Genomic DNA, 18762 nt, shown 5'->3' with positions numbered 1-18762 from the left:
CATTTGCACAACTAAAAATAACACCTAATTATTATGGCTTTAGAAATGAAAGTCCCCTCTCCGGGAGAATCAATCACAGAAGTTGAAATCGCACAATGGCTTGTTGAAGATGGCGATTATGTAGAAAAAGACCAACCCATTGCAGAGGTTGATAGTGATAAGGCAACTCTTGAACTTCCTGCGGAAGCGAGTGGGATTATTACGCTTAAAGCGGAAGAAGGCGATGCTGTAGCCGTAGGGGAAGTTGTTTGCCTGATTGATACAGAAGCCGAAAAACCAGGTGGAGGCTCAGACAAAAAGGAGTCTAAAGAAAAAGAGGACACAAAAAAATCGTCTGGTGATGAAGGTAGCGGTGGTGATGCTGAAAAAGAATTAAAGCAAAAAGATTACGAGAAGGAAAACACCAATAAAAAGGCTGAGGCAAAAACCGAACAGCCCTCAAAATCTTCCACGCCAGATCAAAAGCAGGACACTAAAAACTACGCAACGGGAACTCCATCTCCCGCGGCCAAAAAGACCCTTGATGAAAAAGGGATTGACAGCAAAGATGTAAAAGGCAGTGGCCGTGACGGTCGTATTACAAAAGAAGATGCCATACAGGCAAAACCTTCTATGGGAACTGCAGGTACGGGAACCCGTAGCGAGAGCAGATCAAAATTATCCATGTTGCGTCGCAAAGTTGCAGAGCGTTTGGTTTCGGTTAAAAACGAGACCGCTATGCTTACCACGTTTAATGAGGTAGATATGCAGGCCATTTACGATTTGAGAAGCAAGTATAAAGAAGATTTTAAAGAGAAATATGGCGTAAGCCTTGGTTTTATGTCCTTCTTTACAAAAGCCGTGGTCCGCGCGCTTGATCAATATCCTGCCGTTAATTCAATGATAGATGGCAAAGAAATGATCACATACGATTATAAGGATATTTCAATTGCCGTATCTGGGCCTAAAGGCCTGATGGTTCCGGTGATTCGTAATGCTGAAAATCTTGGTTTCCGTGGTATAGAGCAGGAAGTTAAACGACTTGCGTTACGTGCGCGTGATGGTGAGATTACCGTTGATGAAATGACCGGTGGTACATTCACCATTACTAATGGTGGCGTATTTGGCAGCATGCTTTCAACACCCATTATAAATCCTCCGCAAAGCGCAATCCTGGGTATGCATAATATCGTAGATCGCCCTATTGTTCGTGATGGTGGTATTGTTGTAGCTCCCGTAATGTATGTTGCGGTTTCTTATGATCACCGTATTATTGACGGAAAAGAATCCGTTGGCTTTTTAGTGGCCATTAAAGAAGCACTTGAGAATCCTGAAGAACTTCTTATGGACAACGACGTACTTAGAGCTCTCGAAATGTAGTTTCCCCTAATTAAGGAACTAGATTCTATACATATTCAAACCTCATAGGCTTTCAAACTTATGAGGTTTTTGTTTATGTTTTTTTGCCAACTTTTATGTTTTAAAAACTACTATTTCTGAAGAAAATAAGGCAATTTTCGCCTTAAAACAGCCATTATTTGATCATTTTTAGCCATTTTCCGAATAGAATTTTTCACATATGAGAGAGAACCCTGGCTTTAAAAGCCATTTCCCTTCCAAATAACTATTTTTGCTAAACAATTAAAATTAACCAACATGAAAGCATATATATTTCCCGGTCAGGGAGCGCAATTTACAGGGATGGGCAAAGAGGTGTATGAATCCTCAGCAGAAGCGAAAAAACTATTTGAAAAAGCCAATGATATTTTGGGTTTTGATATTACAAAAATAATGTTTGAAGGCAGCGCTGATGAACTAAAGGAAACCAAAGTTACCCAGCCCGCTATTTTTATTCATTCTGTGGCACTTTTTAAAAGTTTGAATAATGCGCGCCCAGATATGGTTGCAGGTCATTCTTTAGGTGAATTTTCTGCTCTCGTGGCCAATGGATGTTTGAGCTATGAAGCCGGACTGAAATTAGTCGCGCACAGAGCTCAGGCGATGCAAAAGGCTTGTGAAAATACACCCTCTACCATGGCCGCAGTCTTAGGACTGGATGATGAAACGGTGGAAGCTGTTTGTGCTGACGTTGACGGCGTGGTCGTTGCCGCTAACTATAACTGTCCGGGTCAGTTAATAATATCTGGAGAAAATAAAGCAGTCGAAGAAGCTTGTGAGCGCCTTAAAGAGCGTGGTGCAAAACGTGCTTTGCTATTGCCTGTGGGCGGCGCGTTTCATTCTCCCTTAATGGAACCTGCACGCGAAGAGCTTGCCGCGGCCATAGAGAACACGACTTTTGACAAACCAAAATGTCCCATTTATCAAAACGTAAGTACGTTTGCGGTTAAAAAACCGGAAGAAATAAAAGAAAACCTGCTCTTCCAACTTACTTCTCCCGTAAAATGGACACAGAGCGTTCAGAAAATGATAGAAAATGGAGCTTCAGAGTTTATTGAAGTTGGCCCAGGGAAAGTACTTCAGGGTCTCGTGAAAAAAATAGACCGAAATGTCGAAACAAAAAGTGCCAGTTTAGACTAGATTTTCAACTAACCACATAAAAAAACTGCCTGAAAACATAATGTTTTCAGGCAGTTTCATTTTATAATCAAACAATATTACATATTGTCATCGTTTCCTTCAACTTCGTCTTCTACTTCTTGAGCTCCGTCTTCCATAGCATCACCAGTATCTTCAGCTGCATCTTCGATAGCATCGCCGGTATCATCAGCTGCATCCTGGATATCATCACCCATATCTTCCATAGCGTCTTCAGTTTTGTCAGCTTGAGTTTCACGACAAGCAGAAACAGATACAACGAGCATAAGTGCAAAAGCACTGTACATTAATTTTTTCATGATAAGTTTGTTTTATAATTAGTGTTTATTGGCGGTAAATGTATATAATTTAAGAAACACTAGTTAGGGGTATAATGAATAATTTAACTAAAAAATAAAAAATAAAATTCACCATAATTACAGAAAATCATTTCAACCTAAATATCTGTAATACAACTATATATTCTATTTAATTTTAAGGATATGTACATTTAATGTATCTATTTTAATCAGGTGCTTTCTCATTAAGGTATTTCCAATAACGTTTAGGAACATGTTGCGTGTGAAGTTTCAGGTTGATGCGGGATTTTATGGTAGTACTTTTAAAATAATTCCGCCAAAGCGCACTATAATCGGGCTCATTTTCGGTAAAATCGATTTTCTTAAAATTCTTTTCATTAAAGTCCATCTGCATGGGTACTACGTCATGTAAATCATAATAAAGACCGTAAGATCTTTTCAAATCATAAATGATCCAGGCCTGATCAGCATATCGATTTTTGAAATGCGTGGCAATAAGCGGAAGGACGTTAAAATCTGGCTCTACATGGGCGAAATAAATCGCGTCTTTGGTAAGTTGAAAACGTATAAAGGCTTCCATGCGATGTTTTTCCCTGCCCACCATTTTTCGCACCTGCGCAGTGCGCAATATCTGTGGGTGACCATAATCTGCAACCCGGGAAGTTGCCAGCACGTACTGAATGGCCTTGAGCAACACCAACTCATTACCTTCAATTTCACTTAAAAAAGACCAATAGACATCTGAACGAAATTTAGCATACTTACTCAGCCCTTTCCACACACGATTTGCCTTTACCGAATCTGTAATAACGGTAATGCCTTCAGCAAAAAAACCGGCTTGAAAATAAGCTTCTGGTGTAAGGCTTACAACTTCCAGCCGCTCCTCATAAACCATGAACACCGCGGTTAAAAAACCATCAAAACTGCCATCGTAAACAAGTTGGTGCTGCATAGCTTCCATTAAAACAAGCGCATCTGCTGGTTGTACATTTTCTGATACTTGCTCTGCGAGCTTTGCAGTATCATTCCTTTTATACGTTCTGGGGCAAGATCGTTAAAGCGCCAGTCCCGCGTATTGCAGACGATAAAGTATTTTGCCCTGTTAAGGGCTACTCCCAAGGCTTTGAGATGCTCTAAAGAGAGTTTCCTAAAGCGCCGCGCATTGATTATTTTATGTACTGATTTCATTCCCAAACCAGGAATTCTTGCAAGCATGCGCTTATCTGCCGTGTTTACGTTTATGGGAAATTCGTGCATGTTACGCAACGCCCAACTCAATTTTGGATCTATATCAACATCCAGGTTGGGATGCTCGTTATTGAGGAGTTCGCGGACATCAAAACCATAAAACCGAAGCAGCCAGTCTGTCTGGTACAATCTGTTTTCCCTTAATATAGGCACTTCAGAACCTAAGGCCGGCAGGCGATCGTCCTGCATCACCGGCACATAACCAGAATAGTACACACGCCTCATCTGGTATTTAGAGTAATAATGCACTGCGGAATACATGATATCTTTATCACTTTCCCCAGTAGCGCCCACGATCATTTGCGTACTCTGACCTGCTGGGGCATATTTTGGTGTGGATTTGATTAGTTTTTTTCTTCCTTGTACTGGATGATTTCATTCTTCACCTTTTCCATGGGTTTGATGAAATCTTTGTGGTCTTTTTCCGGAGCAAGAAGTTTTAAGCCAGAAACGGTAGGTATTTCAATATTAATGGAAAGTCTGTCTGCATAAAGTCCCGCTTCGCGCATGAGTTCATCGCTTGCACCGGGAATGGATTTTAAATGAATGTAACCGTTGAAATTTTCTTCCAAACGCAATTTTCTGGCAACCGTAATTAGCCGTTCCATCGTATAATCTGGCGTGTGAAAGATACCGCTGCTTAAAAACAAACCTTCTATATAATTGCGGCGATAAAAATTTATGGTAAGATCTACCACCTCCTGGATTTTGAACGCGGCCCTTTTAATATCATTGCTGCTGCGGCTCACGCAATACGCACAGTCAAAAATACAATGGTTAGTAAGTAAAATTTTCAATAGGGAAATACAACGGCCATCCTCACTGTAACTGTGACAAATCCCCATACCACTGCTATCGCCTAAGCCTTTATTCGTGTTTTTCCGGGCACTTCCACTACTCGAGCAGGATACATCGTACTTGGCGGCGTCTGCCAGTATATTTAATTTCTCCTTGATGCGTTCAAAGTTCATAGTGATGGTTTTATTGTCGTGCTAACGTACCCGTCAAATATTCGATTGCATTTGATAATCGATAGTTATAGCCTTTATTCAAAATTAAGGTAATTTTCCTATTTTAAGGACATTTTCCGAAGATTCATTAGGATTTTTTCCAGATTATGGTATATTTACGATATGGGAATCAACGATGTCACAGGCGATGTTCGCCGTTTTAAGCAGATACGCGAGGAGCAGCAGCTCACGCAGAGCGAATTCGCAGAAGCGCTGGGTATTAAAAATTCTACAGCAGATATAGAGCGTGGGCGCACAAAACTATCAGGACAAGTCGTGACCGAACTCTTGCGTATATATAATGTAAATCCGTTATGGCTTTACGGCTTCAGTAACCAGAAAAACCTTAATGCAGGCAAGGGCGATGTAAGTCCTAAGGTGGTGACCATAGACAAAATGGATAATGAAAACCTTGTGCTCGTAAATCAGAAAGCGGCCGCGGGTTATCCCCATAACGTTCAGGACGTGGAATGGTATCAACAGCTCCCGGCCTTTGATCTTCCATTACCACAATATCGCAACGCGACCTACCGCGGTTTTCAGATTGAAGGGGATAGTATGCTACCCGTTTTTCAACAAGAAGACTGGGTTCTTGCCAAGGCAACCGCAAATATGAATGAGGCAAATAATAATAAGATCTATGTTGTGGTTTTACCGGATTCGGTTCTTGTAAAAAAACTACAAAAACTTCCAGATCCTTCCAGAATCTTATTGATCTCCCTAAACCAGGAATATGTTCCTTTTGAAGTCAATGTTAGCGATATTCAGGAATTGTGGCAGGTCAATAGTAAACTCACCTTCAACTTAGAAGCTCCTTCTGAAAGTAATTTACTACGCGAATTGCATCGCTCTATGGAAGAATTGAAAAACCAGGTAAGTAGCATAAAAGCATAAAAAAACCTCTTTCAAAGTTGTAGAAGAGGTTTTCAATACTTTAGATAAGATGGATGTTAATTGTCGTCCCCTATTCTATCGATTTGCTCATCTACTTTTTCATCTACTTCATTATCCACACGTTCCGCGGTACGTTCAAGAGCACCTTTTTCTTCCTGAGTAGTTTCCACTTCTCGTACGACCGTCTTAGTCTCTGTTTCACGACAGGCAATCACTGCTAAAAGTGAAAATACCGTAAAAAATATTCCTTTTCTCATAATTACAATTTGGGATTGGCGACAAAAGTAATATTTTAATCGATAAAATGAAATAAAAATCGGTTATTTTGAATATTACGTTAAAATATATACTCAAGGGTATCCTTCCATTCCATCAAAACTACTTTTGCACTTAAAAAATGGATTTCGAAAAGTTATATGCTTTTTTAAAGGAGCTTCAGCAAAACAATAGTAAAGAATGGATGGATGCCAACAGAAAACGCTACGAAGAGGTACGTGATTCTTATATATCCTGGTTAAACACAATGGATCTAAAGCTTGCAAAAATAGATCCCGATTATTCTTCCACTACCGGTAAACAGGCGATAAACCGCATCAATAATAATTTAATGTACCATCCTCACAAACCCATTTACAAAGATCATTTTGGTGCGGGGCTTGACAAGGAAAACAAACAAAGCGATTTTTATATTCACCTGGGAATACGGGAAAGTTTTATTGCCGGCGGCTTTTATAAACCGAAACCTTCCATCTTAAAAAGCATTAGACAGGGCATTGATTACAATGGCGAAGAGTTTAACAAAATAAGGAATAAAAAAAGCTTTAAAGCGCTTTTTGGTGAGTTAACTGATGATGGAGATTCCCTAAAAACAGCTCCCAAGGGTTATTCTCAAGAGCATAAGCACATAGAATTGCTACGTAGAAAAACCTTTGCCATTCGGGTTGAATTAACCGAGAAAGAAGTACTAAGCGCCGATTTTGATGATCGTGTGGTCGAAATTTATAAAGAGATGTTACCTTTTAGAAACTACCTCAACAAAGCGGCAAGCGTTTAACTTTTCAAAAGTCAGGGTTTTCAGCATTGTTTTTTTCTAAATAATTCAGGATTATCTGGGTAGCCCCTGTCTGTTGCTGTACATAATGGCCCGCAATCATTCCTGCATTTTGTCTGAAGGATATATCGGCAAACAATTTTTTCAGGATTTCGGTGGTTTCTTCCGGGGATTCCACCGTAAATAATCCTGCAATACGACGTAATTGTTCAGCTTCCGGAAATTTATCAATCTGCGTTCCCGTTAAGATGGGAATTCCAAAGGTTGCCGGTTCCAAGATATTGTGCATCCCGGTCTTGCCGGCCGCGCCACCCACGTAGGCCACATCTGCGTAGCTGTAGGCGCGGCCCAGCATCCCTATAGTGTCTAGAATAAATACATCGGTATCGGCCAGATTTTCAGGATTATGCTGACTATATTTTGCCACTTTTGAACCGATTTTTGCCATAAATTGGTCAATTTTTCCCTCCTGGATTTGATGGGGTGCAACCAATATTTTCACCTTCTGCGCAGCGTGCTTGTTGATATAATCAAGCAGCAGGAGTTCATCTTCTGGCCATGTACTTCCGCAGACCAGCAGCGGCATGCCGTTTTTAAATGCTTCAACAACCTGCAGGCTATTATCCATCTCCAGTTGTTTGCTTACCCGGTCAAAACGGGTATCCCCGCTCAGGGAAACGTTTTGAAAACCGAGGGTTTTAACTAGATCAATGCTTTTTTGATCCTGAACAAAAAAATGGTCAAAAGCATGAAGCGACTTTTTCATCCATGTCCCGTACCACTTAAAAAACAGCTGTTTTCTTCTAAAAACAGCCGAAATGAGGTACGTTTTCACCGATTTTCTATCCAATTCGTTCAAATAATTTGGCCAAAATTCATACTTGATAAAGAAGGCCATTTCAGGCTTTACGATATTTACAAAACGTTTTGCATTAGTTGAAGTATCAAGCGGTAGATAGGTTGTAAAGTCAGAAATTGGGTTGTTTTTTTTCTGTGTATATCCCGAGGGTGAAAAGAATGTAAGGAGTAGTTTATGCTGCGGAAATTGTTTTTTTAAAGCTTCCATCACCGGTACGCCCTGCTCATATTCTCCTAACGACGCGGCATGCACCCAGATGATGCGTTCGTTCTGGGAAATTTGACCTTCCAGCGTATCAAAAACATCTTTTCGTACCGTATAAAAGGTCTTTAGTTTTTCACTAAAAACACCCAATAGGGGCAGTAAACTGTCGAATAATTGAATAAAAATGGAATATAGTGTATGCATAAGCCGTAAAAATAGCCTTTTCACAAAAACCAGAGGATAGGAAGGTGCTAGTTTTGTATTTTCGTATAAAAATTGAGCCTCAATAATGCTACTGCATAATGGCGCTTATCCTTCTTTTTAAGGAACCTTGTTTTAAAAGTAAAGCATGAAAAAAATACAGATGGTTGACCTCAAAGGTCAATATGAACAAATAAAAGAGCGCGTAGATACTTCTATTGCCGAAGTAATGGAAAGTACCGCTTTCATCAATGGTCCTGAAGTACAGGCCTTTCAAAAAGAACTTGAAGAATATCTGGGCGTAAAACATGTAATTCCCTGCGCGAACGGGACAGATGCCCTTCAGATTGCCATGATGGGACTTGGCCTTAAGCCCGGTGACGAAGTCATAACCGCAGATTTTACCTTTGCGGCAACCGTGGAAGTCATTGCGCTTTTAGGGCTTACCCCTGTTCTGGTAGATGTGAATCCACATTCTTTCAATATTGATATCAAAGCGGTGGAACGGGCGATTACCCCAAAAACCAAAGCTATTGTTCCCGTTCATCTTTTTGGACAGGTTGCCGAAATGCAGGAACTTATGCGCATCGCAAAAACGCATGATCTTTTTGTAATTGAGGATAATGCCCAGGCCATTGGTTCAAACTATACACAGGCTGATGGATCTAAAATTAAGGCCGGCACCATAGGCCATGTGGGAAGCACTTCTTTTTTCCCTTCTAAAAATTTGGGTTGCTACGGTGATGGTGGTGCCATTTTTACGAATGATGACGACCTAGCTCACACTTTACGTGGAATAGTAAACCACGGTATGTATGAGCGCTATCATCATGATGTAGTGGGTGTAAATTCCCGACTTGACTCCATACAGGCGGCAGTTTTGCGCGCAAAACTTCCACATCTGGACACGTACAACCACAAGCGGCGTGAGGCGGCGAGAAAGTACACTAGAGCGCTGATAGGAAATCCAAAAATCACGACTCCCATGATCTGTGATATTTGCGATTGTCACGTGTTTCACCAGTATACCTTACGTCTCAAGAATGTAGATCGTGATGCGCTTGTAAAACACCTAAACAGCAAAGACATTCCCTGTGGCGTTTACTATCCCATACCTTTGCATAAACAAAAAGCCTATGCAGATGAGCGCTATAACGAGAACGATTTTGTGGTTACAAATCAGTTGGTCCAGGAAGTGATTTCCTTACCCATGCATACGGAACTAGATGACGAGCAGATCGATTATATAACCAAAACCGTTCTGGAATTTATTGATAAAGCATAATTCAATTTCCTCTCAGTATAAAATATCCTGTTTATTGCTCAATCATAAATATTAATTGAAGGAATTAATGAGTTTATTATTATCTTGGTTTTTGATACCAACAAAAAACCAGTTTACATGAAAAACCATTACACCTTTCTTATCCTATTCTTTTTGGCTCTCTCTGTTTCCGCTCAGGACACCTACCTGCATTGCGGTAAGCTTATAGATACCGAAGCAGGGAAAGTACTCAAAGAAAAGACCATAATCGTTTCCAAAGGAAAGATCAAAGAAGTCCGGGACGGCTATGTTCCCGCCAAAAATGATCAGGATAGTGTAGTGGATTTGAAGACAGAAACGGTAATGCCAGGCCTTATCGATATGCACGTACACATTGAAGGTGAGACCAATCCCAACCGCTACCTCGAACCTTTTACCCTGAACGATGCTGATGTTGCATACAATGCACAGGCTATCGCCGAAAGAACTTTAATGGCAGGTTTTACCACTGTTCGGGATCTGGGCGGCAGTGGCATCAATGTTTCTTTGCGCAATGCCATCAATGCAGATAAAGTCACCGGCCCCCGTATTTTTACTGCTGAAAAAACCATAGGCTCTACGGGAGGTCACGCAGATCCCACTAATGGATACAGTAAAGAATTAATGGGCAACCCCGGTCCTAAAGAAGGAGTCGTCAACAGTGTTGACGATGCTCGAAAAGCCGTGCGTCAGCGCTATAAAAATGGCGCGGACTGGATTAAGATCACCGCAACTGGTGGGGTACTGAGCGTGGCTAAAAACGGTCAAAATCCACAATTCACCGAAGAGGAAATAAAAGCGATAACAACTACCGCTGCTGATTATGGCATGCAGGTGGCCGCGCATGCCCATGGTGATGAAGGGATGCAGCGCGCGATTAAAAATGGCGTAAAAACCATAGAGCACGGTACGCTCATGAGCGAGGAAACCATGAACCTAATGAAGGAGTATGATACGTTTTATATACCTACTTTAAGTGCCGGTAAATATGTAGCCGAAAAAGCTAAAATTGACGGTTATTATCCTGCGATCATTGTCCCTAAGGCTTTGGCCATTGGCCCCCAACTGGAAAAAACATTTGCCAAGGCCTATAAAAAAGGTGTTTCTATCGGCTTTGGTACTGATGCAGGCGTGTTTCCGCATGGCGAAAATGCAAAAGAATTCGGTTATATGGTTGAAGCGGATATGCCTGCAATGCAGAGTTTGCAAAGTGCAACAAGCGTAAACGCAAAACTTTTAAGGCAGGATGACAACATAGGCGCCATAAAATCTGGACTTATGGCAGATATCATTGCCTTAAAAGAAGATCCCACGCAAAATATCGACACGATGAATGAGGTCGTTTTTGTGATGAAAAATGGTGTGGTCTACAAAAATGAGTAGCAGGCTACAGCCATTCTACTTTATTTTCAATGGGATCGCGCCTTCCGGTTTTATGTTCTTCAGCGTGATGGCCCAGATAAAAGAAGCCCAGGCATTTTTCACCTTCCGCAAGGTCAAAAAACCGGTGCATCTGGTCTATGGTACCTGGAGAACTCCAGTAGCCCCCTAGTCCCAGTGCAGTGACCATAAGCCACATGTTCTGTACTGCCATGGCCACAGCCGAAACTTCTTCCCATTCTGGTAAACGCTCCTTAGGGTCGCGTTGCATACAAATGGCGATAACGGCTGCAGATTTATCAACTTTGGAACGGGTTTTTTCGATTTTAGTATCGCTTTGTTCTTCGGTTGGCGTGTTCTCTTTATAAAGGCTTACAAAGAATTCGGCGAGATCTTCTTTTGCCCTGCCGGTCGCCACCTTAAAGCGCCAGGGTTCCGTTCGTTTGTGGGTTGGTGCCCAGTTTGCCATCGCAAGGATGTGTTCTATATCCCCCTTGGCCACTTCCTTATCTGTAAATTGCTCCGGAAAAATAGACCGGCGGGTAATCAAACATTTTTCAGTATCCATAAATCAAATTATTTTGGACAAAAATACAAAAGTATCAAAGGAATCAACAGCTAAAAAATATGCGCTAAAGGCTCTTTAGAGCAATATTTCCTTTTACAGGAAAACGATAACGCTCTTTAATAGAAGCATCAATCATTTTGATTTTGAGATTCGCCTTTCTGAAGTATTCCGTGTATCTTTGTTTTTAGAATGAATCTAAGTAATTAGCTGTGAAGATAGAGAAAAAAGACATTAATGAAGCCCTGCAGAGCATTAGTGCTCCCGGGGAAGGAGAGAATATGATCGCGAGTGGGGCGGTTACCAATATCATGACTTTTGCTGATGAAGTAGTCGTTGATATCACTATTAAAAATCCCAGCCTACAGGCTAAAAAACGTACCGAGGTGGATATCATGAAAGTCATTCATGATCAGGTACACCAGAAAGCCAAGGTAAAGGTGAACGTGCGTGTAGATGCACCCCCTAAAGAAGCCAAAAACGAAATTAAGGGAAAACCTTTACCGGGAATAAAAAATATTATTGCGGTAGCCTCTGGTAAAGGGGGTGTGGGTAAATCTACCATTACTGCAAATCTTGCGGTGACCCTTTCTAAAATGGGTTTTAAGGTGGGTATTCTAGATGCTGATATTTATGGCCCATCCATTCCCATGATGTTTGATGTGGAAAATGAACGCCCCCTTTCCGTGACCGAAAACGGTAAGAAAAAAATGAAACCCGTAGAGAATTACGGTGTCAAGATATTATCTATTGGTTTTTTCACCAAGCCTGACCAGGCGGTGGTATGGCGCGGACCCATGGCTTCTAAGGCACTAAACCAAATGATTTTTGACGCAGCATGGGGCGAACTGGACTTTCTACTTGTTGATTTGCCTCCGGGAACGGGAGATATCCACTTAAGCATTATGCAGGCCATGCCGCTTACAGGTGCAGTGGTCGTAAGTACGCCGCAGAATGTGGCCCTCGCCGATGCAAAAAAAGGTGTCGCCATGTTTCAACAGGAAAGTATCAACGTCCCCGTACTGGGCATCGTTGAGAATATGGCCTGGTTTACCCCAGATGAGCTTCCTGACAACAAATACTTTATCTTTGGTAAAGACGGAGCTAAAAATCTTGCGGCAGATCTTGACGTCAGGGTATTGGGGCAGATTCCACTTGTGCAAAGTATTCGTGAAGCTGGTGATGTAGGTAGGCCGGTTGCCCTTCAAGAGTCTGGCATTTTAGAAGAAGCTTTTAAAGAACTTACAAAAAACACGGTTGAAGAGGTTGTATACCGTAATGACGAACTCCCCCCTACCGAGGCTATTAAAATAACCACGATGGCAGGTTGTTCTGCAGTTAAAAAATAAAAAATGAGCGAAGAAATTTTAAAGAAAAAAGTACAGGATGCCTTAGATGAAATCAGGCCTTTTTTACAAAGTGACGGTGGGGATATCTCGCTGCTTTCCATTGAGGATGGTAAGACTGTAAAAGTTAAATTGATGGGGGCTTGTGTCAGTTGTTCGGTAAATCAAATGACTCTTAAAAGCGGAGTTGAAATGACCATTAAAAAACATGCGCCACAAATTGAAAATGTGATCAATATTGAGGTTTAATCCTGCTTGAAAAGTTTAATAAAAAGGTCTGTTTTTACTCAAAAACAGACCTTTTTGACGTAAAAACAGGAGGTTTCCGGTACTTTTTAAACCTGTTTTATATAAATTCAGAACCATTACAGGATTGCATTTCCCTAAAAGTTTTGAAAGCATTTTTATAGCTGAAAAATATATTTTCAATCGCATATAGTTAAATCATTCTTTAAAGCGAATTCTATGTGCAATGGTTTTATAACTTTAAGGTTTTTAATACGTTATCCAACTCGCCATGAAAAAAAATACATCAAGAGCTTCTTTTCTATTTGCCTTTTTGTTCCTCTATTTTAATCTCATGCTCTCGGCGCAAGAGCGTGTTTTGGTATTTACAAAAGTGGGTGCGCAAAATGGTTTTGAACATGTTTCAATTGACGAGGGTATACAGTTAATTACTGATCTTGGTGCCGAAAATGACCTGTGGCAAACGGATCAGTCAGACAATGCCAGTGTATTTACTTCGGAAAATCTTGCCAAATATTCCGCAGTGATCTGGTGCAATACCAGCGGCGATGACCTTTTAGACACGTCCCAGCAACAGGCTTTTGAAGAGTATATTGCTAATGGTGGCGGCTTTATGGGCATTCATGCTGCAACTGACACTTATCGCAACGGTAGCTGGCCTTTTTATAACGAACTTGTGGGCGGTATCATTCAGGCAAACCCAAACCATACGGCAAACAATTATCAGGCAACCATGACTGTTATAAATTCGCATCCTGCCGTAGATTTTCTGGATAATGGATACCCTAAAGCAGAAGAATATTATTACTGGGAACGCAACGGTGGTTATTTATTTCAGGACAATATCAATATTCTTGAAGTTGAGGCTACGGGAAGTGAGACCTACGATGAAGCGCGTCCCATGTCCTGGTACAAAGAATACAAAGGAGGCAGGTCTTTTTATACTGCGCTAGGTCACAATGAAAGCGATTACACGGGAGATGCCAACTTTAGAAAACATATTGAAGAAGGTATTAAGTACGTCATGGGCATAACGCTCGGCATAGAATCCGAAAGTTTAGGAAAAACCGTTGTTTTCCCGAATCCTGCCAGCGCACGCGTAAACCTGCAAAGCAACTCCCCTATCTCTCAAATTTCTGTATATAACATACAGGGACGTCTTATTAAAAATCAGCCGTTTACTAAAACGCAGTTTACTTCCTACAGTCTTGACAGCTCAGCATGGAGTCCCGGAATTTATTTTATTCAGCTGAATACTACCGTAGGCAAAGAAACAATTCGAATGATAAAAGAATAAAAAAATACTTCTGAATCCTTCTTCCTAGATTCCGTAAGGATTACCAATTTTTCTAGTTTCAACTTTGCTATGAGCTTAAATTAAATTTCACTTTTCTAAGCCATTTACATACGTACAATACACGCCTTAAATTGTCTTTTTCAATTAAGAATCGCCTGAAAATGCCTAAATTTGAGGTTTCAAAACCTACCGCTACATACCCATGCAAGACATTACCATAAATATTATAGATCGCGAAGGAAAAGCTCATGCTGTTGAAGCGCCTACAGATATGAATCTTAACTTAATGGAAGTTTGTAAAATGTACGAACTCCCTGTGGAAGGCACCTGTGGAGGTATGGCGATGTGTGCTTCTTGCCAGTGCTATGTGCTTTCTGACCACAAGCTCAATGAAATGGGTTATGATGAAGAAGCCATGCTTTCTGAAGCGTTTTTTGTGGAAGATAACAGCCGCCTGGGTTGCCAGATACCCATTACCCCAGATCTTAACGGATTAGAAGTAAAACTAGCCCCAGAAAGTTAATACGCTAAAAACTTAATTTTTAGCGTATTAATGTTTCTTAATAAATAAAAGCGTTTTTTAAACTGTTTTGGCGACCTTATTTTGCTCAATTTCCTGAGCAATACCGTCCCAAAGGCCTATACGCTTTTGTAGTGCTTCAACAGAAATATCTTCAACTTCTTTCCACTTCGTAGCATCGTCTCCACAAAGTTCTGAAATCATTTTTAAGGCCATTGGGCCATGCTCATCACCATCAAGTTCAATGTGACGATCAAAATAATATTTGAAAAGCGTAAGATCTTTCGTTGGGAAATTCTTTTGGATACTGCCTATGATCTGCGTGAACATGGATGGGATAAGATCTTCCCTTCCAAAGGTAAATGCAGCGGCGATCTTATGCGGTTTTCGATCTGCTATAGTTTCAAATGTGAACAAAAGGAAATCCTTTACAGATTGAGGAATCTCACTTACTGATATAACCAGAAAGATATCTGTACCATGCTTAACGTGATTGATAAACCTATTGATATCTGAGGTTGAAGCGTTCGCCTTATCCATGGCATCCAGGTACATCTCAAAGTGACTCTGGCGCTTCCCGTCCATATTGATATCAGTCTCCTCTGCGAGAACAATCTCATTGATAAGGTAACGTATCTCAGGATTGCCCAGTGGATACCAGGGCGTAGAAACCTTGGTAAGATCAAACTGCAAAGATTTCAGCAAAGACATAAAATCCCATACTGCAAAAACGTGATGCTCCATAAAACGTTTTAGGTCATCTGGTGTTTTTAGCGACTCGTAAAGGGGATGTTTTAGCAATTGTTGCTGATAAGGCTGAATGGCTTTCTCTATATCTTGAATCATAAGTTGGAATTAGGTTTACAAAACTATAAAAGTACACACATCTACTGACAAACAACGGGTTAAAATAAAAAAATGATTTTATTAATAGACAAAAGGATAAAATGCTAATTAAAAGCGTTTAGACCGGTAATATCAAGACCGGTAATTAGAAGGTGAATATCGTGGGTACCTTCATAAGTGATAACACTTTCCAGGTTCATCATATGCCGCATGATACTATACTCACCGGTAATTCCCATACCGCCCAGGATCTGACGTGCTTCCCTTGCGACCTTTAAGGCCATTTCCACGTTGTTACGCTTTGCCATCGATATTTGTGCCGAAGTTGCTTTCCCTTCGTTTCTCAACGTTCCCAGACGCCAGGCCAGCAATTGTGCTTTTGTGATTTCAGTAATCATCTCAGCAAGTTTCTTTTGCTGCAGCTGAAAACTACCTATGGGCTTGCTGAACTGATGCCGTTCTTTAGCATAACGCAAAGCTGTGTCATAACAATCCATTGCGGCGCCTATAGCTCCCCAGGCAATACCAAAACGTGCGGAATCCAAACATCCCAGCGGGGCACCGAGACCTGATTTATTCGGCAGGATGTTTTCCTTAGGGATTTTTACGTTGTCAAAAATGAGTTCGCCGGTAGCACTTGCGCGCAACGACCATTTATTGTGCGTTTCGGGCGTGGTAAAACCTTCCATCCCGCGTTCTACGATAACTCCATGAATGCGGCCTTCTTCATTTTTTGCCCACACCACGGCAATGTCTGCAAACGGCGCATTGCTGATCCATAATTTCGCCCCGTTCAAAACAATATGATCGCCCTTGTCTTTAAAGTTGGTCGTCATCCCACCTGGATTGGAGCCGTGATCGGGTTCGGTAAGGCCAAAACAGCCCATAAATTCGCCGCTGGCCAACTTGGGAAGGTATTTTTTCCGCTGATCTTCATTGCCATATTTATAAATGGGGTACATCACCAGCGAAGATTGTACCGAAGCGGTAGAACGCACCCCAGAATCACCGCGTTCAATTTCCTGCATAATGAGACCGTACGAAATTTGATCAAGCCCTGCCCCGCCATATTCTTCAGGAATGTAAGGACCAAAAGCACCAATTTCTGCAAGACCTTTGATAATTTGTTTCGGAAATTCCGCTTTTTGTGCGGCCTCCTCAATAATGGGGGAAACTTCCCGCTTCACCCACTCCCGTGCGGCACTGCGTACTAATTTATGTTCTTCAGTAAGCAGGTCGTCGAGATTGTAATAATCTGGGGCTTCAAAAAGATCTGGCTTCATAAGAAATTGTTTTATTGCGGCCCAAAAGCGATTAATAATTTCGCAATGGACTTCCCGTAAATTTAGGTTTTTAGCAAGGAGAAAGCAATATTTTAGGCCTATTTAAAAGTATTCAGCAAAAAGAAAAAAAGGCTTGAAAAGGCAAAAAAACACCTATTTTAAGTCCATTTTTTGAACGAAAAAGTCTTTTTTAGGATGATTTCTTTATAAGAGAATCAATAACTCACATCTGGAGATAGAAATCCTGGGTTAGTGCGATATAGGCATCGGTGTAGTCGTGACGGGCTTTTTCAATCACAAGTTCGTCTTCTGTCATATCCTTTGTTTTGATTGAAAAAGCGATCAATACCCTTTTGAAATCTTTTTCAGCGTTACCTTTCACATTGGTGATTTTAAATGGGAAGAGCTCCACCTGAGCGGCAAGTTTCAAGAATTCCGCTTTGCGGGAAAAGGGAAGTATAACGGCAAAAACACCTTCGGGATTTAATAATTTCGCAGCAGCGGAAACCAACAATTCAAAAGGCATGGCTTCTTCAAAACGCGCCTGATCCCGAGCATTATCACCGGTTTTTTGTCCGTTCTCAAAAAAAGGCGGATTGCAGACTATAAGATCGTAGGTGTCGTCCATTTCGGTGACGAACTCATAAAGATGTGCATGATAGCAAAACAGCCGGTCGCCCCAGGGGGAATCTTCAAAATTATCGGTCGCCTGTTCATAAGCGGCATCGTCAAGCTCCAGTGCGTCTATGGTCTGTGCGTCACAGCGCTGAGCAAGCATCAGGGCAATTACTCCCGTACCGGTGCCTATATCAAGTATACTTTCTGGTGTTGTATCCAGCGGAGCCCAGGCGCCCAGCAATACACCATCTGTTCCCACCTGCATGGCGCTGCGGTCCTGGGCAACCGTAAATTGTTTAAAGCGAAAAGGTTTTGACATATAAAAAAACTGATAATTCTGTGAGTGGGAGGAATTTCTAATTATTCAGAGCGGCTTCAATCTTTGGCAGTATCTCTTCTTTTGTAAAATATCCCACACCTAAAATCTCATTTTTTCCGCCCTTTTGCAGTACTAAGGTAGGGAACGTGATAACCAGCTTTTTGGCACGTTCAAAATCCGCTCTGGTATTGGCCAGATTTTCGGCGCTCATCCAGTTTTTCTTAAACAATTCGACATCTATGTTTAAAGTTTTGAGGATTCCCAGATAGGTTTCTAATTTATCAAGGCGTTTTCCATCTTTAAATAGGGCTTCTTCAACCATTTTGGCAAAAAGTAACTTTTTATCTGGATTTGTGGCACCCACCTGTTCAATGGCGGCCGCTGGTTCCAGGCTGCTGAAGGTATAGGAAGCATCTGAGGCGAGATCGTAATAATTAGTCCCTACGCTTGCACCGGTCCTTGAAATCATTGCCGGAAGGTGCTGCGATATCCTACTTAAAAAAGCAACGCCACCTTGTGGTGCTTCATTGCCCAGCCACATACCTGCCGCTTTTAACTGAACATCCATCTTTCCGTTAAGGACTTTTTCGATTTCCTCAATATTACTGGTATTTGCGTAGCACCAGCTACATTGCGGGTCCATCACATAGATCAATCTAGCTTCCTGGGTTTGCGCATTTCCCGAAAAGCTTAGTACAAAAAAGAGAGCTGCAACTATATATTTTAGGTGTTTCATGA

General features: G+C 41.3%; 19 protein-coding genes and 1 pseudogene. 10 read left to right on the top strand and 10 right to left on the bottom strand.

Annotated features, from left to right (window positions below; all coding sequences use genetic code 11):
* Positions 1-33: 33 nt before the first annotated feature.
* Together odhB and fabD are read left to right on the top strand one after the other, a co-directional pair.
* Positions 34-1359 carry a 2-oxoglutarate dehydrogenase complex dihydrolipoyllysine-residue succinyltransferase gene (gene odhB / locus P162_RS09720; protein WP_031427163.1) on the top strand — a complete coding sequence of 442 codons (1326 nt, stop codon included), beginning with the start codon at positions 34-36 and terminating at the stop codon, positions 1357-1359.
* Between the two features lie 276 nt (positions 1360-1635).
* Positions 1636-2517, top strand: coding sequence for an ACP S-malonyltransferase (fabD, locus tag P162_RS09715; protein WP_031427162.1), 882 nt, complete (start codon positions 1636-1638; stop codon positions 2515-2517).
* Positions 2518-2594: 77 nt separating this feature from the next.
* Here fabD and P162_RS09710 read toward each other — a convergent pair whose 3' ends face one another.
* From P162_RS09710 to P162_RS09700, 3 genes and pseudogenes are all read right to left on the bottom strand, one after another.
* Positions 2595-2834 carry a hypothetical protein gene (locus P162_RS09710; protein ID WP_031427161.1) on the bottom strand — a complete coding sequence of 80 codons (240 nt, stop codon included), beginning with the start codon at positions 2832-2834 and terminating at the stop codon, positions 2595-2597.
* A 205-nt stretch (positions 2835-3039) separates the two neighbouring features.
* Positions 3040-3786, bottom strand: coding sequence for a TIGR03915 family putative DNA repair protein (locus tag P162_RS09705; RefSeq protein WP_031427159.1), 747 nt, complete (start codon positions 3784-3786; stop codon positions 3040-3042).
* Between the two features lie 8 nt (positions 3787-3794).
* Positions 3795-5053, bottom strand: a pseudogene (locus tag P162_RS09700) (putative DNA modification/repair radical SAM protein).
* Positions 5054-5215: 162 nt separating this feature from the next.
* Between P162_RS09700 and P162_RS09695 the strand changes: the two are divergent.
* Positions 5216-5986, top strand: coding sequence for a S24 family peptidase (locus P162_RS09695; protein ID WP_031427158.1), 771 nt, complete (start codon positions 5216-5218; stop codon positions 5984-5986).
* A 56-nt stretch (positions 5987-6042) separates the two neighbouring features.
* Here P162_RS09695 and P162_RS09690 read toward each other — a convergent pair whose 3' ends face one another.
* Positions 6043-6243, bottom strand: a complete 201-nt coding sequence (locus P162_RS09690) for a hypothetical protein (RefSeq protein WP_031427157.1) — start codon at positions 6241-6243, stop codon at positions 6043-6045.
* 140 nt (positions 6244-6383) lie between these two features.
* On the opposite strand from P162_RS09690, the gene P162_RS09685 reads away from it, so the two are divergent.
* Positions 6384-7040, top strand: a complete 657-nt coding sequence (locus tag P162_RS09685) for a DUF2461 domain-containing protein (protein ID WP_031427156.1) — start codon at positions 6384-6386, stop codon at positions 7038-7040.
* 4 nt (positions 7041-7044) lie between these two features.
* On the opposite strand, the gene P162_RS09680 is transcribed toward P162_RS09685, so the two are convergent.
* Complete coding sequence (locus P162_RS09680; RefSeq protein WP_031427155.1) at positions 7045-8304, bottom strand: 3-deoxy-D-manno-octulosonic acid transferase; 1260 nt, start codon at positions 8302-8304, stop codon at positions 7045-7047.
* Between the two features lie 145 nt (positions 8305-8449).
* Between P162_RS09680 and P162_RS09675 the strand changes: the two genes are divergently transcribed.
* Positions 8450-9586: a DegT/DnrJ/EryC1/StrS family aminotransferase gene (locus tag P162_RS09675; protein WP_031427154.1), complete on the top strand. Its 1137-nt coding sequence runs from the start codon at positions 8450-8452 to the stop codon at positions 9584-9586.
* A 117-nt stretch (positions 9587-9703) separates the two neighbouring features.
* Positions 9704-10987, top strand: coding sequence for a metal-dependent hydrolase family protein (locus tag P162_RS09670; RefSeq protein ID WP_031427153.1), 1284 nt, complete (start codon positions 9704-9706; stop codon positions 10985-10987).
* 4 nt (positions 10988-10991) lie between these two features.
* Here P162_RS09670 and P162_RS09665 read toward each other — a convergent pair whose 3' ends face one another.
* Complete coding sequence (locus P162_RS09665; RefSeq protein ID WP_031427152.1) at positions 10992-11552, bottom strand: nitroreductase; 561 nt, start codon at positions 11550-11552, stop codon at positions 10992-10994.
* A 209-nt stretch (positions 11553-11761) separates the two neighbouring features.
* Between P162_RS09665 and P162_RS09660 the strand changes: the two genes are divergently transcribed.
* The 4 genes from P162_RS09660 (at position 11762) to P162_RS09645 (ending at position 14961) form a co-directional block, all read left to right on the top strand.
* Complete coding sequence (locus P162_RS09660; protein WP_031427151.1) at positions 11762-12898, top strand: Mrp/NBP35 family ATP-binding protein; 1137 nt, start codon at positions 11762-11764, stop codon at positions 12896-12898.
* 3 nt (positions 12899-12901) lie between these two features.
* Complete coding sequence (locus P162_RS09655) at positions 12902-13144, top strand: NifU family protein (RefSeq protein ID WP_031427150.1); 243 nt, start codon at positions 12902-12904, stop codon at positions 13142-13144.
* Between the two features lie 268 nt (positions 13145-13412).
* Positions 13413-14438, top strand: a complete 1026-nt coding sequence (locus tag P162_RS09650) for a ThuA domain-containing protein (protein ID WP_051907847.1) — start codon at positions 13413-13415, stop codon at positions 14436-14438.
* A gap of 202 nt (positions 14439-14640) precedes the next feature.
* Positions 14641-14961, top strand: a complete 321-nt coding sequence (locus tag P162_RS09645) for a 2Fe-2S iron-sulfur cluster-binding protein (RefSeq protein WP_031427148.1) — start codon at positions 14641-14643, stop codon at positions 14959-14961.
* Between the two features lie 57 nt (positions 14962-15018).
* On the opposite strand, the gene P162_RS09640 is transcribed toward P162_RS09645, so the two are convergent.
* The 4 genes from P162_RS09640 to P162_RS09625 all read right to left on the bottom strand — a co-directional run bounded on the left by P162_RS09640 (position 15019) and on the right by P162_RS09625 (position 18760).
* Positions 15019-15804, bottom strand: a complete 786-nt coding sequence (locus P162_RS09640; protein WP_031427147.1) for a DUF3050 domain-containing protein — start codon at positions 15802-15804, stop codon at positions 15019-15021.
* A 104-nt stretch (positions 15805-15908) separates the two neighbouring features.
* Positions 15909-17087, bottom strand: coding sequence for an acyl-CoA dehydrogenase family protein (locus tag P162_RS09635; RefSeq protein ID WP_031427146.1), 1179 nt, complete (start codon positions 17085-17087; stop codon positions 15909-15911).
* Between the two features lie 223 nt (positions 17088-17310).
* Positions 17311-18024, bottom strand: a complete 714-nt coding sequence (locus P162_RS09630; protein ID WP_031427145.1) for a tRNA1(Val) (adenine(37)-N6)-methyltransferase — start codon at positions 18022-18024, stop codon at positions 17311-17313.
* A 37-nt stretch (positions 18025-18061) separates the two neighbouring features.
* Positions 18062-18760, bottom strand: coding sequence for a DsbA family protein (locus P162_RS09625; protein ID WP_031427144.1), 699 nt, complete (start codon positions 18758-18760; stop codon positions 18062-18064).
* Positions 18761-18762: the final 2 nt, after the last annotated feature.

It is taken from the genome of Flavimarina sp. Hel_I_48 (assembly GCF_000733945.1).
Taxonomy (GTDB): domain Bacteria; phylum Bacteroidota; class Bacteroidia; order Flavobacteriales; family Flavobacteriaceae; genus Leeuwenhoekiella.
Note: the sequence above shows the minus strand (reverse complement) of the source record. Positions and strands in the feature narration are given on the sequence as shown.

Excerpts from the sequence above, each read along its gene's own strand:
- P162_RS09710 (WP_031427161.1), bottom strand. The coding sequence starts at position 2,834 with ATGAAAAAATTAATGTACAGTGCTTTTGCACTTATGCTCGTTGTATCT.
- P162_RS09640 (WP_031427147.1), bottom strand. The coding sequence starts at position 15,804 with ATGATTCAAGATATAGAGAAAGCCATTCAGCCTTATCAGCAACAATTG.
- P162_RS09690 (WP_031427157.1), bottom strand. The coding sequence starts at position 6,243 with ATGAGAAAAGGAATATTTTTTACGGTATTTTCACTTTTAGCAGTGATT.
- fabD (WP_031427162.1), top strand. The coding sequence starts at position 1,636 with ATGAAAGCATATATATTTCCCGGTCAGGGAGCGCAATTTACAGGGATG.
- P162_RS09645 (WP_031427148.1), top strand. The coding sequence starts at position 14,641 with ATGCAAGACATTACCATAAATATTATAGATCGCGAAGGAAAAGCTCAT.
- P162_RS09680 (WP_031427155.1), bottom strand. The coding sequence starts at position 8,304 with ATGCATACACTATATTCCATTTTTATTCAATTATTCGACAGTTTACTG.
- P162_RS09650 (WP_051907847.1), top strand. The coding sequence starts at position 13,413 with ATGAAAAAAAATACATCAAGAGCTTCTTTTCTATTTGCCTTTTTGTTC.
- P162_RS09670 (WP_031427153.1), top strand. The coding sequence starts at position 9,704 with ATGAAAAACCATTACACCTTTCTTATCCTATTCTTTTTGGCTCTCTCT.
- P162_RS09630 (WP_031427145.1), bottom strand. The coding sequence starts at position 18,024 with ATGTCAAAACCTTTTCGCTTTAAACAATTTACGGTTGCCCAGGACCGC.
- P162_RS09685 (WP_031427156.1), top strand. The coding sequence starts at position 6,384 with ATGGATTTCGAAAAGTTATATGCTTTTTTAAAGGAGCTTCAGCAAAAC.
- P162_RS09695 (WP_031427158.1), top strand. The coding sequence starts at position 5,216 with ATGGGAATCAACGATGTCACAGGCGATGTTCGCCGTTTTAAGCAGATA.
- odhB (WP_031427163.1), top strand. The coding sequence starts at position 34 with ATGGCTTTAGAAATGAAAGTCCCCTCTCCGGGAGAATCAATCACAGAA.
- P162_RS09665 (WP_031427152.1), bottom strand. The coding sequence starts at position 11,552 with ATGGATACTGAAAAATGTTTGATTACCCGCCGGTCTATTTTTCCGGAG.
- P162_RS09635 (WP_031427146.1), bottom strand. The coding sequence starts at position 17,087 with ATGAAGCCAGATCTTTTTGAAGCCCCAGATTATTACAATCTCGACGAC.
- P162_RS09675 (WP_031427154.1), top strand. The coding sequence starts at position 8,450 with ATGAAAAAAATACAGATGGTTGACCTCAAAGGTCAATATGAACAAATA.
- P162_RS09705 (WP_031427159.1), bottom strand. The coding sequence starts at position 3,786 with ATGCAGCACCAACTTGTTTACGATGGCAGTTTTGATGGTTTTTTAACC.
- P162_RS09655 (WP_031427150.1), top strand. The coding sequence starts at position 12,902 with ATGAGCGAAGAAATTTTAAAGAAAAAAGTACAGGATGCCTTAGATGAA.
- P162_RS09625 (WP_031427144.1), bottom strand. The coding sequence starts at position 18,760 with ATGAAACACCTAAAATATATAGTTGCAGCTCTCTTTTTTGTACTAAGC.